Source organism: Paraburkholderia sp. CNPSo 3076 (assembly GCF_026343935.1).
GTDB lineage: Bacteria > Pseudomonadota > Gammaproteobacteria > Burkholderiales > Burkholderiaceae > Paraburkholderia > Paraburkholderia nodosa.
Map to the genome: position 1 here is coordinate 1 of NZ_JAPMAL010000067.1, position 14,572 is coordinate 14,572.

The following is a 14,572-nucleotide window of genomic DNA, read 5'->3' on the forward strand; positions in this document are numbered from 1 at the left end:
GGCGATCACCTCGGGCGCGAACATGAACTTCGACCGCATGCGCTTCGTGGCCGAGCGCGCCGAGGTGGGCGAGGCGCGCGAAGCGGTGTTCGCGGTGACGATCCCCGAGGAGCGCGGCAGCTTCAAGCGCTTCTGCGAGCTGGTCGGCACGCGCAGCGTGACCGAGTTCAACTACCGCATCGACGACGCCGAGCGCGCGCACATCTTCGTGGGCGTGCAGATCCGCAACCGCGGCGAGTCGCAGCAGATCGCGAAGACCTTCGTCGATCACGGCTTTCCAAGCGTCGATCTGACCGGCAACGAGCTGTCCAAGCAGCACATCCGCTACATGGTGGGCGGGCGCTCGCCGCTCGCGCACGACGAACGCCTGTTTCGCTTCGAGTTTCCGGAGCGCCCGGGCGCGCTCATGCGCTTTCTTTCGTCGATGGCGCCGAACTGGAACATCAGCCTGTTCCACTACCGCAACCAGGGCGCCGACTACAGCTCGATTCTGGTGGGCATCCAGGTGCCCGCCGCCGAAGACGCCGAGTTCCGCCGCTTCCTTGCCACGCTCGGTTATCCGCACTGGGAAGAGACGAGCAATCCGGCGTATCGGTTGTTCCTGCAATGAAAATAGTCAGGCGTCCCACCAATCGGGACGCCTGCATCTGAAGCGCATAAAGAGCAGAAAGAGTGCAGGAAAACACCAGGCCCGGCAGCAGTGCGCGTCAGTATACTGAGCCACTGCTGCCGGGCGTGGTCGCCTCGGGAAGATTGGGCGCCGTGCGTCGGACTCACCTGGAGGAAGACAAACATGTTGCGGATCGCTCTTGGCTGTCTGATGGTTCTTTCCACGATCGTCGCCGGCGCGCTGCCCGGCGTGGCGCAAGCGGATGCGGCGCATCCCGTCGTCGCGCTGCTGCCCGGCGTCACCGATCCTTTCTACTTCACGATGCATCGCGGCGCCGAGCGCGCAGCGAAGGAAGAAAACATCCAGTTGCTGTTCCAGGTTCCGAAGGCCTGGAACACCACGGAACAGGTGCCGATCCTCAAGGCGTTCATCGCCAAGCATCCCGACGTGCTGCTCGTCTCGCCCGTCGACAAGCAGCAGCTCATCGGCCCGCTCAAGGAAGCTGCCGACGCCGGCATCAAGGTCATCACCGTCGACACCTATATCGGCGACGGCCGCTATCAAACCGGCAAGGGCGACGCCGACTTCCCGCTCTCCTATATCGCTTCGGACAACCTGGAAGGCGGCCGCGTGGCGGCGCGCGCGCTCGCCAAGGTGATCGGCGACAAGGGCACCGTCTATTGCGAGAACAACAAGCCGGGCATCTCCAGCACCGACGCGCGCGCGCAAGGTTTCATGGAAGAGATGAAGAAGCACCCCAACATCAAGGTGCTGGAGACGCAGTACAACGAGGACGACGCCAATCGCGCCGCCTCGCACGTGGCGGCGGTGCTCGCGCGCAATCCCGACCTCGCGGGCGTGTTCGGCGCCAACACGTTTTCGGGCGCGGGCGCGGCGCAAGGCGTGAAGAACGCGGGCAAGCAGGGCGCGGTGAAGGTCGTCGTGTTCGACGCCGTGCCGGGCATCGACGAGCAGATCAGAAGCGGCCTCGTTGATATCGCCATTGCGCAGCTTCCCGACGAGATGGGCTATGACGCCGTGAAATTCGCTGCCGACGCCATCCACGGCAAGAAGATTCCCACTTACAAGGGCACGGGCTTCGTGGTGCTGGACAAGTCGAACATCGACAAGCCGGAGATGAAGCAGCACATCTACTCGAACTAAGCCACGCGAACAGAGCCACATGAACGACAAACGACTCGACAGGCTCGCGCTCGTCAGCAAGGTCTGGCCGTGGCTCTTTCTCGGCACGCTGCTCGTCTTCTTCGAGGCCTGGGCGCGCATCTCGGCGCATCGGTCGTTCGTGTTCAACGCGTACAACCTGCAGTCGATCGGACTTGCGGCGAGCGCGCCGCTGTTGCTGGCGATCGGTCAGACCTTTGTGATCATCACCGCGGGCATCGATCTTTCGGTGGGCTTCGTGATGGGGCTCGCGGCGGTGTGCGTCGCGCAGTTCACGATTCCCGGCGGCGAATCGCCGTGGATCTTGCTGATGTCGATTCCTCTCACGGTGCTCGTGTGCCTGATTCCAGGTTTCGTGAACGGAGTATTGATCGCGCGCCTCGGCGTGCCTGCCTTCATCGGCACGCTCGGCATGTATGGGGTCGCGCGCGGCGTGGGCTTTCTCGCTGCGGGCAGCGGCATGACTGTCTCCGTCAACAATCCTGGGCTCGCGTGGCTCGGCAGCGGCTGGACGCCCGTGATCCTCACGGCCGTGCTGCTCGTCATCATGCACTTCGTGCTCTCGCAAACGCGCTTCGGCCAGTACACCTATGCGATAGGCGGCAATCCGCAGTCGGCGGTGCGCGCGGGCATCAACGTGCGCCGTCATCTATTCGCGATCTATCTGATTGCGGCGGCTTTCGCGGCGGTGGGCGGCATCGTCTACACGGCGCGCTTCGCCGCGGGCGCGGCCAATGCGGGCGAGCCCATGCTGCTCGATTCGATCGCGGCGGTCGTGATCGGCGGCGCGAGTCTCTTTGGCGGCACCGGCAACGTCATCGGCACGCTGATCGGCGCGCTCATCATCGCCGTGATCGAATTCGGGCTCGTGTTCATCGACGTCAACGCGTTCTGGCAATTCATCGTGGTCGGCATCGTCATCATTCTCTCGGTGCTGATCGACCAGTACAAGGATCGGCTCGGAGGCGCGCAATGAGCGTCGCGAGCGACACGCCGATTCTGGAGGCGCGCGACGTCTCGATCCGGTTTGGCGGTGTGGAGGCGCTCAAGCGCGTGTCGTTGCGGCTCATGCCGGGCGAAGTGCTTGCGCTCGCGGGCGACAACGGCGCGGGCAAGTCCACGCTCATCAAGATCCTCTCGGGCGTGTATCGCGCCGATGCGGGCGATCTGCATTTCGAAGGGCGTCCGCTCCAGCTGCGCGATCCGCAGGATGCGCGCTCGCAGGGCATCGAAACCATCTATCAGGATCTCGCGCTCGCCGACAATCTCGACGTGGGCAGCAACATCTTCCTCGGCCGCGAGCCTGTGAGACGGCTATTCGGCTTCCAGGTGATCGACCGGCCGCAGATGGCGCGGGTGGCGCGCGAAGTGCTCGAGCGGCTCGATATCGTGATCCCGCCGCGCAAGCTCACGGGCCCCGTGAAAATGCTCTCGGGCGGCCAGCGCCAGGCGATTGCGATAGGCCGCGCGATTTACTGGAACGCGCGCGTGCTCATCATGGACGAGCCCACGGCGGCGCTCGGTGTGCCCGAGCAACGCAAGGTGATGGAGTTGATTCGCGGGCTCAAGGCGCAGGGCGTGGCCGTGATTCTCATCTCGCACAACCTGCACGATATTTTCGCCGTGGCCGAGCGCATCGTCGTGCTGCGGCGCGGCGAAGTGGCGGGCGAGCGGCGCGTGATCGACACCGATGGCGACGAGATCGTTCGGCTGATGGTAGGCGACACGTATTCGAACGGCGCGCACTGAAACCTGACGCGGTGCGTTCGCCTGCGCGGTGCGGGCATTCGATGGACAATGTCGGCTCGAACCTTCACCGCACGCCTGCTTCCGCCATGAACTACCTCGATCCCGCCGATATCACGAGCTGGCACGCCCACGTCTATTTCGACGCGGCGACACGCGACGCCGCATGGACCTTGCGCGAGGCGATCGAAGCCCGCTTCGGCGAGATCGTGCAGATCGGGCGCTTTCACGAACGCCCGGTCGGGCCGCATCCGATGTGGTCGTATCAGCTCGCCATTGCGCGAGAGCATTTCACGACAGTCGTCGAATGGCTCACGCTCAATCACGGCGCACTCGACGTGTTCGTGCATCCGAACACCACCGATGCCCTGCGTGATCATCGCGACGCCGCCGTGTGGATCGGCCATTCGCACACGCTCAATCTCGGCGCGCTCGGCGGCTGACCATTCTGCGGATTGCGCCGTCCTGTAGCCTGCGGCACGGCGCAATCCTAGACACGCCAGCGGGCCTCAGTGCCCAAACGACTCCGTCTTTGCCGCCGACGATCCGCCCGGCTGCGGCCGCGCGGCCTGCTTGATGAGCAGCGCCGCGCCGGCAACGAGACCGGCGACGGCAACCGTCGCGAAGATGCCTGCAAACGTGAAGTGCCGGCGCGCGAGTTCGGCCACGAGGAACGAGCCCGCAATGCCGCCGAAGCGCCCGATGCCGAGCATCCAGGCCACGCCGGTGCCGCGTCCCTGGGTGGGATAGAACGCGGCCGCGAGCGCAGGCATCGACGATTGCGCCGTGTTCATCAGCACGCCGGAGACGAACACCACGAGCACGAGCAGGGCCACGTTGCCGGCCGCCTGGCCGATGAGCCAGACCGAAATCGCGGTGAGCACGTAGCACACGGCGATGATGCGGTTCGCGTTGAAGCGGTCCATCAGCATGCCGCTCAGCACCGCGCCCACGCCGCCGAGCGGGAAGAGCGCCGAAATCAGCGTGGCGCTCGAGGCCGTGAGGCCGGAGTCCTTGAGCAGCAGCGGCATCCAGTTGATCGACGCGTAGAAGATTACGAGCCCCATGAAATACGCGACCCACAGCATCACCGAGCCGACGAGGTACATCGGCGAAAGCACGACGCCGAGACCCTGGCTTTCCGTTTGCGGGGCGTGCTCCGTCATCGTGAACACCTGCGCCTTGGCGGCGTCGGGCGAGATGCGGGCGAGCGCGGCGCGAATACGCTCGACGGGCCGCTGATTCGCCACCATGTAGCGCACCGATTCCGGCATGCGCAGGAAGAGCGGCACGGCGAGCACGAGCGGCGTCACGCCGCCGAGCATGAGCACGCTGCGCCAGCCGAAGTGCGGAATCATCCACGCCGCGAGAAAGCCGCCGCACGCCGCGCCGAGCGGAAAGCCGCAGAACATCAGGTTGATCACGGTGGCGCGGTTCCGGTCGGGGCAGAACTCGCCCATCATCGTGACCGCATTCGGCATGGCGGCGCCGAGACCCACACCTGTAATGAAGCGCAGCCACGTGAGCTCGCCGATGCTGGTGGAGAACGCCGAAACGAAGCAGGTCACGCCGAACAGCAGCACCGAGCCGACCAGCATGCCGCGGCGCCCGAGGCGGTCGGACAGCGGTCCTGAAGCGAGTGCGCCGCAGGCGAGGCCGAAGAGCGCCGCACTCAGCACGGGCGCGAGCGCGGGCTTGGAGATGCCCCATTCGCCGAGCAGCGAAGGCGCGATGAAGCCGATCGCGGCGGTGTCGAAACCGTCTAGCAGGACGATGACGAAGCACATCGCGAAAATGAACCACTGGAACGGCGAAAACGGATGTTCGTTGATGAAGGTCTGGACGTCGACGGCACGCGGCTGGTCCATGGTTTTGTCTCCTGTCGACCGAGGTTGTCGTTGTATCGGCCCGCCGGGGCGAGCTGCTTTTTCTGGTTTGCCTTACAACCGGGAATAGTAACCGCAGCGCGGGGTTTGCTGGGGATCGTCATCGGGCGCGGCAGGCGGCCGTCTGCTAGCCTGAAAGCAGCACGGCGAGCACGCGCGTGCTGCAAGCGTGTCGCGTTGCGCGACAAGGAGTTCCCAATGAAGCCTTTCATCGCCCACGCGGCCATGCCGTGCCTCATGGCAGGCGCGATGCTGGCAGGTGCGCCCGGTGAGGCGTTTGCCCAGCTCGCGCCGAATGACGACCTGCGCGCGCCGCAAAATAGCCTCGCGCTCATGCCGGGCGCCCAGCCCGGCAGCGAATACCCGACCCACGGCAATCGCCAGGCCGGCGAGATGCCGGTCGGTCCCACCGATCCGCGCGGGCAACTCGCGAACGGCCACCCGAACAACGCCGAGGCAGGCGGCTACGGCGCGCCGTTGGCGGGCGTGCGCTCGGGTGGGCAAAGCGGCGCGGGCATGTGAGCGACTGGCCGCTTCAGGTCCGCTCAGGTTGCCAGGCCAGCTGGGCTTCGAGCGTTTCGCCGGGAGCGAGCACGGTGCCGCCCACGTCGATGCGCTGCACGGTTCCTTCGTGACGCAGATTGAGCCAGTCCGTCGTGTTGCTGACCGGTTCCGCGCAGAAGTACGGCAGGCCGGGCGGGCAGAAGACCACGAAGAAGTCGAGTGGCGTGCTTGCGCGCAGCGCGAGACGACGGCCTTCGTGCGGCCACTCGATGACCGCCTCGCGGCGCCAGCCGGAGAAGTTGTTGTCGAGATCGAAGTCGTCGACGATCAGGCCGGCCTGCAGGGCGTCGACGGCCGGGTGGGCGCTGAGCGAGACCGGCAGGACTTCCGTGTCGATTTCCCACATGGCCCGCACGCGCGCGGCGATGCGCGTGCCGGGCGGGCGCGGGTAATACGGGTGATGGCCCAGGCCGAACGGCATGGGCCGCGCGGCGAGGTTGCGAGCCCACAGGCGCACGGTGAGGCCGCTGGCGTCGAGCGTGAGGTGCTGGCGCGCTTCGTAGCGAAACGGCCAGCCTGTGCCAGCGTGTGAGCCGGCCTTGTGCGATCCGTGGGATTCACGCGCTTCATGTGGCGCGTTCGGCTCGTGCAGGAAGTGCAGCGTGAGCGTATCGGCCGTTTGCGCCTCGACCGTCCAGGGCCGCCGCCATGCGTGGCCATGCAGCGCGTGGCGCAGCGCGCCGGTGCCGCTCGGCAGGTCGATCATCTCGCCTTCGAAGCGAAATCGTCCGTCGCGGATGCGGTTGCAGTACGGCATCAGCGGAAAGCTCGCCATGCCGAGCGGATCGCGCGCGTCGATGGCGGCGCGCGTGGCGGGGCGCAGCCAGTGCGACGCCGGGGTCTTGCCGGCTGCGTCGTAGAACGCGGCGATCGAGCCGCCGACGTGCGGCGCGACGAGCGCGCGCGCATCGCCATGGGCCAGCGTGACGAGCTGGCCGTCGTCGAGCGCGGTGGCGTCGAAAGCGATCGCCGGGGGCGACGAGGGTGTCGATCGGGCAGTCAAATGAGCGTTCTCCAGTACATCGTTTTATTACTAATAAAAGATAATATAGGCGTTGAAATTGCTGATGATGAAGCCAAAAAATGGTGACATACGCCAATTGATGGCCAAAATTATTAGTGCTACGCTTCGGGCCACCAGCGCGGCCCCGAGCGCGCGCCGCCGCGCCGCGCAGTCCTCCCGCAGTCCCCTCAGATCCGATGAAAAAATCGACGCAACGCCGCCCGACCATGACCGACATCGCGAAGGCCGCAGGCGTGTCGCAATCGACGGTTTCCCTCGTGCTCAACGGCGCGGTCGGCGCCAAGCTTTCCGAAGCGACGCGCCTGAAGGTGCATGAAGTCGCGCAGTCGCTTGGTTACCAGTTGCCGATCCGTGCGGTGCAGACGCCCGCGCCGGCAGGCGAGCGCAATCTCATCGTCTATCTCGCCGACGAAGTCTCGACGAGTCCGCACCCGGTCGTGAGCATCGACGGCGCGCGCGACGCCGCCTGGAACAACGGCTGTCTGCTCGCGGTGTTCTCGACGCATGGCAACGCCCAGATGGAGCAGCAGGTGCTGCAAACGCTCGCCATGCCGAATGTGCTTGGCGTGATCTACGCGACCGTGTACACGCGCAAGGTCACGGTGCCGCCCGCGCTGCTGAAGGTGCCGGCCGTGCTGCTCAACTGCTACGCGTCCGATCACGCGCTCTCTTCGGTCGTGCCGGCCGAAGTGGCGGGCGGCCATACGGCCACCGAATATCTGATCGAAGCAGGGCACCGGCGCATCGGCTTCATCAACGGCGAAACCTGGCAGGACGCGGCGAAAGACCGTCTCAAGGGCTATCGCCAGGCGCTCGCGACTGCGGACCTGCTGTTCGACGAGCGCCTCGTGCGCGACGGCGACTGGAGTTCGGGCAAGGGTTTCGAACTCACGCTCTCGCTCATGCGCGAGCCGAATCCGCCTACCGCGATCTTCTGCGCCAACGACCTGACGGCGATCGGCGCGATCGAGGCGCTCAAGCAACTCGGGCTGCGCGTGCCCGAAGACGTTTCGGTGATGGGCTACGACGACCAGGAAATCGCGCGCCACACCCACCCGCCGCTCACCACCGTCGTGCTGCCCAACTACGAGCTTGGGCGATGGGCCGTCGAGACGCTGCTGCAGGAAGAGCAGAACCGCAGCGCCGGCGCGCCGGTGCGCCACCGCACCGTGAAGCTCGACGGGCCGCTCATCGAACGGACCTCGGTGTGCGCGCCGGACCCCGCCTCCCCCGTGAATACCCTCATTAATATCTCAGAAAATTGACTGGTAATATTAGCTGAAGCAGTGACAGTAATAATTCGGCGTCGAGCGTCGTACGCGATGCCGATGAAACAAGAAAGACAAAAAAGCCGCGGTGGGGCCGCAGGCCTGCGCCGTTCGTGTCATTCACAGCTTTGCATGGGACCGTACCCGGCGCCGAAGCGTCAGGCGCGGTCGACAGGAGACAGCCATGCGTCATCAACGAATCCAGTCCGCCCTCATTGCCGCCGGTTTTTGCCTGGCGAGCGCGTTCGCCGCGAGCGTTCACGCGCAGTCCAATGCCGGCGCGCAGAAAGTCCAGTCGAATTCCAGCGAGAGCTGCACGAATCCCAAGCCGGGCGGCAAGAAGCTGAGCGACATGGTGGTGGGGTTCTCACAGTCGGAGAATGAACAGAACCCGTTCCGGGCGACCGAAACCGCCTCGGTTCGCGCAGCGGCGAAGGAAGCGGGTGTGAAGCGCCTGCTTTATACGAACGCGAACGCCAACCAGGCCAAGCAGGTCGCCGACATCGAAAGCATGATCAACCAGGGCGCCGAGGCGCTCATCATTGCGCCCAACGACTCCACGGGCCTGCAGCCCGCGCTCGCCCAGGCGCGCGCGAAGGGCATTCCCGTCGTGACGATCGACCGGCAAACGGCGGGCACCGCGTGCGACGACTTCATCACGTTCCTCGGCTCCGACTTCTACAAGCAGGGCGAGCGCGCCGCGAAGGCGCTGGCCGACGCCACGGGCGGCAACGCGATCATCGCCGAGATCCAGGGCGGCTACGGCAACACGGTGGAAAGCCAGCGCACGGACGGCTTCGCGAACGGCCTCAAGCCCTATCCCGGCATGAAGATCATTGCGGCGCAAACCGCGAACTGGTCGACGACCGAAGCGCAGAAGGTGATGGAGCAGATCCTGCTCGCGCACCCGGACGTCAACGCCGTCTACACCCACGCCGACACGATGACCGTCGGCGCCATCAAGGCGCTGCGCCAGGCCGGCAAGCTCAACGGCGTGAAGATCGTCTCGATCGACGGCACGAAGGAGATCGTCACGGATATCTCGAACGGCATCGTCGCCGCCGACGTCGAAACGAACCCGCGCTTCGGTCCGCTCGCCTTCAAGTCGCTGGAAGACTATCTCGCGGGCAAGCCGGTGCCGCAAAAGCAGATCATGGACGACGCGCTCTTCGACCGGAACAACGCGCAGCCGTCGCTCGCGCAGGGCAAGGTCTACTGAGCCGCGCGCGCACGATGACGACGAGCGTCCCCGTCAATCGCGCCGTTTCCGCCACAACCCCGCCACGCGCCGTGCTCGAAACGCACGGCGTTTCGAAGACCTTCGGTGTGGTGCGCGCGTTGCGCGACGTCTCGCTCACGCTGCGCGCGGGCGAGGTGCACGGCCTCGTGGGCGAGAACGGTGCAGGCAAGTCCACGCTGATCAAGGTTCTCACCGGTTTTCATCACCCCGACTCGGGCGCGCTCACGCTCGACGGCACGGACGTCGCGTTCGACAGTCCGCGCGCCGCGCAGGGCGCGGGCGTGTGCGCCGTGTATCAGGAAATCAACCTGATCCCGGAGCGCAGCGTGGCCGACAACATCTTTCTGTGCCACGAACCGAAACGCTTCGGCATCCTGATCGACAGGAAGCGCATGCTCGAGCGCGCCGCCGACATCGTGCAGCGCTACCGGCTCGCCGTCGACCCGGCCGCGCGTCTCGGTTCGCTCGGGCTCGGCGCGCAGCAGATGGTGGCGATCGCGCGCGGCGTTTCGCTGGGCGCGCGCGTGCTGATCCTCGACGAGCCGACTTCGGCCCTGAGCGGTGCGGAAGTGGACGTGCTGTTCGAAGTCGTCGATCGCCTGCGCGCCGAGGGCATTGCGCTGCTGTTCGTGAGCCACCGTCTGTCCGAATGCTACCGGCTGTGCGATCGCTTCACGGTGATGCGCGACGGCGCCGTGGTCCGCACGGGTACGCCCGACGAACTGCCGCGCGCGGCATTGATCGCGGCCATGCTGGGCCGCGAGAGCGCGGGCGAGCACGCGTGGGCCGAGCGCTCGGGCAGCGCCGATGCCGACGCCGACGCCACGCCTGCGCTCGCCGTCGACCATTTGCAGTGGGGCAACCGCGTGCGCGACGTGTCGCTGCGCGTGGCGCGCAGGGAGATCGTCGGCCTGGCCGGCCTGCTCGGGTCGGGCCGCACGGAAACGTTCAAGACGATCTTCGGCGCGCAGAAGGCCGATGGCGGCGAGGTCGATGTCGCCGGCCGCGCGCTTACGCATGCAAACCCGGCGCGCTCGATCGGGCGCGGGCTCGCCTTTCTTTCCGAAGACCGCCGCGCGGAAGGCATTTTCCCGCGTCTCTCGGTGCGCGAGAACATCGTCGCGAGCCTGCTGCCGCGCATTTCGCGCTTCGGCTTCATCTCGCGTGCGAAGGAGGCGCAAGTGGTGCGGGAGTCGATCGAGCGGCTCGGCATCAAGACGGCCGGCCCTGGTGCGTTCATCACGACGCTCTCGGGCGGCAACCAGCAAAAGGCGCTGATCGCGCGCTGCCTGTCGACCCGCCCAACGGTGCTGCTGCTCGACGATCCCACGCGCGGTATCGACGTCGGCGCAAAGGAGGAGGTGCATCGCGTCGTGCAGGAGCTTGCGCAGGAGGGGCTCGCGGTGGTGGTCACGTCGTCGGAGATGGAGGAGCTGCTTGCGCTGACCGACCGCCTCGTCGTGCTCAACGAAGGCGCGACCGAGGGCGGCATGCCAACCGCTGGCGCGCATCCCGACGACGTGCTCGCCGTACTGGCCGGCGCCGGTTCCGGCGACAGCGCCGACCACGGCGGCGGCACCTCGTGAGCGACCCCGCGCCAAACCCGCCACAATCCACGACACCCGCTCCGATGGCGACCAACCTTGAATCGAACGAGGCAAGCTTGAGCCCCTCGAATCCTTCGAATTCCTCGAACCGTTCCGTCTCGCCTGTGTCCGGCACCGCGGCGCGCGCGCAGACCTGGCGCACCGTGCTGCGCGAGCACAGCGTGTACTTCGCGCTCGCCGCGCTCGTGGCGTTCAATCTCGCGGTCACGCCCGGCTTCTCGAATCCCTTCGCGGCGCGCAGCCTGCTGTTCGAGGCAGCGCCGATCGTGTTGATCGCGCTGGGCCAGAATCTCGCGATCGCGACGCGCGGCATCGATCTCTCTGTGGGATCGGTGATGGCGCTCGCCAGCGCGTCGATTGCCGTGTTCCTGCCGTATGGCGTGGGCCCGGCGCTCGTGGGCGCGGTCGCGGTGGGCGCCGTAGTCGGCTTGTGCAATGGGTTCCTCGTGGCGCTGCTCGCCATCGATCCGCTGATCTCGAGCCTCGCCTTGCTGGTCGCCGCGCGCGGGCTCGCGCAGGCGCTGCTGGGCGGCTCGCGCGTGAATCTGCCCGACACGCCCGCATTCGATCTGCTCGGCGCCGGCGCGCTCGGCCCGCTGCCGATCGTCATGCTGATCGCGCTTGGGCTCGCGGTGGTGGTGGCGTTCGTGGTGCGGCGCACGACCTTCGGGCGCTATGCGATTCTCGTGGGCGCGAGCCGCGGCGCCGCGTTTCTCGCGGGCATTCCGGTGCGGCGCACGCTCTTTCTCGTCTATGCGGTGAGCGGCACGCTTGCCGGACTCGCCGGCGTGTTCGCGTCGTCGCGGCTTGGCGCGGCGGATCCCAACTATGTGGGTGTGAACTTCGAACTCGATGCGATTGCCGCTTCGGTCATCGGGGGCACGCCGCTGTCGGGCGGGCGCATTTCGATTGTCGGCGCGGTGTTCGGCGTGCTGCTGCTGCAGGTGCTCGACGCGAGCTTCATCATGAACAACATCAGCTTCACCTACGCGCAGATCCTCAAGGCGGTGTTCATCGTCGTCGCGCTGTATCTGCAACGCTCGGGAGCCTGACACAATGCACAAGGCCAAACCAGCGGACGCTCAATCCGCCGACGCACCGGGTGCCAGCCGACGCGCGCAAGTGATCGCGCTCGTGCAGTCGCGGGGGGCGATCGCGATGCTCGTGGTCGTCGCGCTCGTGGCCGGCATGGTGTTTCCCGACTTCCTGCGCCCGGCGAACCTCGCGGACATCGCCTCGAACGGCGCGTTTCTCGGGCTCGTCGCCGTGGGGCAGAGCATCGTCATCATCCTGGGTGGATTCGATCTTTCGGTCGGGTCGATGGTCGGACTCGGCACGGTGCTGGCCGCCTATGCCGCGCCGTATGGCTGGGGCGCTGCGATGCTCGCGCCCGTGGCGGCGGGTTTCGTCGTCGGGCTGGTGAATGGCGTGCTGATCGCCCGCGCGCGCATGGCACCGTTCATCGTCACGCTTGCGGCGCTGCTTGGGCTCAAGGGGCTCGCGCTCGTGCTCGCGAGCCAGGATCTGCTGATTGCCCATCCGGGTTTCTTCGCGCGCATCGCCAATGGCTCGGTGTTTGGCGTCAACAATCTCATTTGGGTGCTCGTGGTCGTCTATGCGCTCGGCGGCGCGCTGCTCAATCACACGCGCTTTGGCGCGGCGATCTTTGCGATCGGCGGCAACGAAGAGGCGGCGCGCATGCTGGGCGTGCGCGTGGAGCGCGTGAAGATACTCGCCTATGGATTGTCCGGTGCGCTCGCCGGTCTCTCGGGGGCGCTGCTGGCGTCGCATCTGGACTCGGGGTTGTCGGGGGCGGGGACCGGCTACGAACTGCAGTCGATCGCCGCGGCCGTGATCGGCGGCGTGCTGCTCACGGGCGGCGTGGGAACGATGGCCGGACCGCTGGCCGGCGTGCTGCTGCTCGGTGTCATCGACAATGTGATCAATCAGGTCGGCACGCTGAGCCCTTACTATCAGAACCTGGCGAGCGGCGCATTCCTGCTCGCTGCGGTGATCGTTCAGACGGTGCTCACCGGGCGCCGGCATGGCGCGGCGCGAGCCGCGGGCGCGACGCGGCGGCGGGCGACCGCGGGCTCTTGATGGATGACGTCTCGAGCTGCCGGTTTCCAAACGCGTTTTGCTGATGGCGAGCCTATTGATGCGAAACACTCAGCTTCACGCGGGTCGAGCCATCGGTCTGCGCGGTGATCTCGGTCCGGCTGCCGCGCTGCCCCAGATAGAAGTGCTGGCGGCCGGGCGAGTTCACGTCATGCGTTGCGTCGGGCAGGCACGAGGCAATGTCGGCGCCTACCCCTTCGAGCGCGTTCGTCCCCGATCCTGCGTCGCGCGCGCTCCAGACGCACTGAAAACTTCCGCCGCTCGTTGCGCACTGCGCGTCGTCGCCATAGGGTTGCGCGACGGCGCGTCCGTCGTCAGGACTCAGTGACGCGAAATGCTGCGGCGCCGCCGCAACGATGCGCTTTAGCGCTGCGCAAGGGCTTGCGCTGTCGTCCGCATGAGCGGTCAGGGGGATGCCTGGTATGACAATCGCCGAGCAAAGCGCGAGGATCCGGATGATCGGTGGGTTCATGGTGTTCCGCTGCGTGAGAGCAGCGCCTCATCGTGGCAGGTGAGGGCTGCGCTGCAAGCGGCGTGCCGGGAATGGCCCTTGCAAGGTCGCGTCGGACCACGCATCACGAGGAGAACGCCATGAGGGATCCGTTCGATCGCATGACGAAAGCGGGCGCATTGCTGCTCGGCCTGACCTTCGCGATGGCGAGCAGCGGCGAATCGCGCAACGAGCAGGAACACGCGTGCCGCGGCGATGCGTTCCACTTCTGCGCGCGTGCGATTCCCAACAAGGAGAAGATCGCGGCGTGCCTGAAGCAGCACTACGATGAGCTCTCGCCGCCGTGCAAAGCGATGTTCGACCCGCCGACGATGGTCGATCCGAAGTCATGAGCGCGAATGCCGCTCAACTGAAAAGGGCTTGCAGACTCGCGATCGAGGCGATAAGATTCGCCCCCTTCGCAGTTCGATGTCTCTGACATCAGGGCAGCGAAGGCCGCCGCGGAAACCGGCGGACGCAGGAGTCGGCAGCTTTTTAAGCGGTGAGCGAAAAAAAGGGGTTGACGAAGCGAAAAAGATTCTTCATAATCTCGTTTCTCTGCTGCTGACGCAGCAACGCAGAAAGAAGCCGGTAGTTGAGTGGTTGTCTGAACGAAACTGCGCGGCGACTTCGCGATCGATCTTTAAAAATTTACAGCCGATAAGTGTGGGCGCTTGATGCGGTGGCGGCCTGATGTGGTTCTTCGGAGCGATATCGGGAGCAGCAAAAGTATCAAGAGTCTCACACTAAAGTAAGTCAGGTTTTTGAATTTATTCAGAACCTGTCAGCTTTGAGTGAGCGACCGGTCTCGAGAGAGACCGAAAACAGTAACAGGTA

General features: G+C 66.0%; 14 protein-coding genes and 1 pseudogene. 12 read left to right on the forward strand and 3 right to left on the reverse strand.

Features of this window, described 5'->3' with window-relative positions; translation table 11 throughout:
- The 5 genes and pseudogenes from M3A49_RS40420 to M3A49_RS40440 form a co-directional block, all read left to right on the forward strand.
- Window positions 1-610 (forward strand): annotated as a pseudogene (locus M3A49_RS40420) (threonine ammonia-lyase, biosynthetic); the annotation flags it as partial.
- Between the two features lie 183 nt (window positions 611-793).
- Entirely contained in the window at window positions 794-1,774 is a 981-nt protein-coding gene (locus tag M3A49_RS40425) for an ABC transporter substrate-binding protein (protein WP_266233766.1), read from the forward strand.
- A 19-nt stretch (window positions 1,775-1,793) separates the two neighbouring features.
- Window positions 1,794-2,768 (forward strand): ABC transporter permease subunit, encoded by a 975-nt coding sequence (locus M3A49_RS40430; protein WP_028209006.1) that lies wholly within the window; start codon window positions 1,794-1,796, stop codon window positions 2,766-2,768.
- On the forward strand, window positions 2,765-3,541 hold the full coding sequence (locus tag M3A49_RS40435; protein ID WP_266233767.1) for an ATP-binding cassette domain-containing protein: 777 nt from the start codon (window positions 2,765-2,767) through the stop codon (window positions 3,539-3,541). Before M3A49_RS40430 ends, M3A49_RS40435 begins: the two co-directional genes overlap by 4 nt.
- A gap of 86 nt (window positions 3,542-3,627) precedes the next feature.
- Window positions 3,628-3,981 carry a DOPA 4,5-dioxygenase family protein gene (locus M3A49_RS40440; RefSeq protein WP_028209008.1) on the forward strand — a complete coding sequence of 118 codons (354 nt, stop codon included), beginning with the start codon at window positions 3,628-3,630 and terminating at the stop codon, window positions 3,979-3,981.
- 66 nt (window positions 3,982-4,047) lie between these two features.
- On the opposite strand, the gene M3A49_RS40445 is transcribed toward M3A49_RS40440, so the two are convergent.
- Window positions 4,048-5,406 carry an MFS transporter gene (locus M3A49_RS40445; protein ID WP_266233768.1) on the reverse strand — a complete coding sequence of 453 codons (1,359 nt, stop codon included), beginning with the start codon at window positions 5,404-5,406 and terminating at the stop codon, window positions 4,048-4,050.
- A gap of 216 nt (window positions 5,407-5,622) precedes the next feature.
- Between M3A49_RS40445 and M3A49_RS40450 the strand changes: the two genes are divergently transcribed.
- The gene (locus tag M3A49_RS40450) at window positions 5,623-5,946 is read left to right on the forward strand and encodes a hypothetical protein (RefSeq protein ID WP_028209010.1); all 324 of its coding nucleotides are present in this window, start codon (window positions 5,623-5,625) and stop codon (window positions 5,944-5,946) included.
- A 13-nt stretch (window positions 5,947-5,959) separates the two neighbouring features.
- Here the strand turns inward: M3A49_RS40450 and M3A49_RS40455 are convergent, their stop codons facing one another.
- Window positions 5,960-6,991 carry an aldose 1-epimerase gene (locus M3A49_RS40455; RefSeq protein ID WP_323183564.1) on the reverse strand — a complete coding sequence of 344 codons (1,032 nt, stop codon included), beginning with the start codon at window positions 6,989-6,991 and terminating at the stop codon, window positions 5,960-5,962.
- Window positions 6,992-7,188: 197 nt separating this feature from the next.
- Here M3A49_RS40455 and M3A49_RS40460 point away from each other — a divergent pair, with 197 nt between their 5' ends.
- From M3A49_RS40460 to M3A49_RS40480, 5 genes are all read left to right on the forward strand, one after another.
- The gene (locus M3A49_RS40460) at window positions 7,189-8,277 is read left to right on the forward strand and encodes a LacI family DNA-binding transcriptional regulator (RefSeq protein ID WP_266233769.1); all 1,089 of its coding nucleotides are present in this window, start codon (window positions 7,189-7,191) and stop codon (window positions 8,275-8,277) included.
- Between the two features lie 187 nt (window positions 8,278-8,464).
- Window positions 8,465-9,499: an ABC transporter substrate-binding protein gene (locus tag M3A49_RS40465; protein WP_266233770.1), complete on the forward strand. Its 1,035-nt coding sequence runs from the start codon at window positions 8,465-8,467 to the stop codon at window positions 9,497-9,499.
- 14 nt (window positions 9,500-9,513) lie between these two features.
- On the forward strand, window positions 9,514-11,106 hold the full coding sequence (locus M3A49_RS40470) for a sugar ABC transporter ATP-binding protein (protein ID WP_266233771.1): 1,593 nt from the start codon (window positions 9,514-9,516) through the stop codon (window positions 11,104-11,106).
- Between the two features lie 44 nt (window positions 11,107-11,150).
- A complete protein-coding gene (locus M3A49_RS40475) occupies window positions 11,151-12,179 on the forward strand; it encodes an ABC transporter permease (protein ID WP_266233772.1) in 1,029 nt (342 codons plus the stop codon).
- Between the two features lie 4 nt (window positions 12,180-12,183).
- Window positions 12,184-13,227, forward strand: coding sequence for an ABC transporter permease (locus tag M3A49_RS40480; RefSeq protein ID WP_266233773.1), 1,044 nt, complete (start codon window positions 12,184-12,186; stop codon window positions 13,225-13,227).
- A 52-nt stretch (window positions 13,228-13,279) separates the two neighbouring features.
- On the opposite strand, the gene M3A49_RS40485 is transcribed toward M3A49_RS40480, so the two are convergent.
- Window positions 13,280-13,717: a hypothetical protein gene (locus M3A49_RS40485; protein WP_266233774.1), complete on the reverse strand. Its 438-nt coding sequence runs from the start codon at window positions 13,715-13,717 to the stop codon at window positions 13,280-13,282.
- A 140-nt stretch (window positions 13,718-13,857) separates the two neighbouring features.
- Here M3A49_RS40485 and M3A49_RS40490 point away from each other — a divergent pair, with 140 nt between their 5' ends.
- A complete protein-coding gene (locus M3A49_RS40490; RefSeq protein ID WP_266233776.1) occupies window positions 13,858-14,088 on the forward strand; it encodes a hypothetical protein in 231 nt (76 codons plus the stop codon).
- Window positions 14,089-14,572 lie beyond the last annotated feature (484 nt).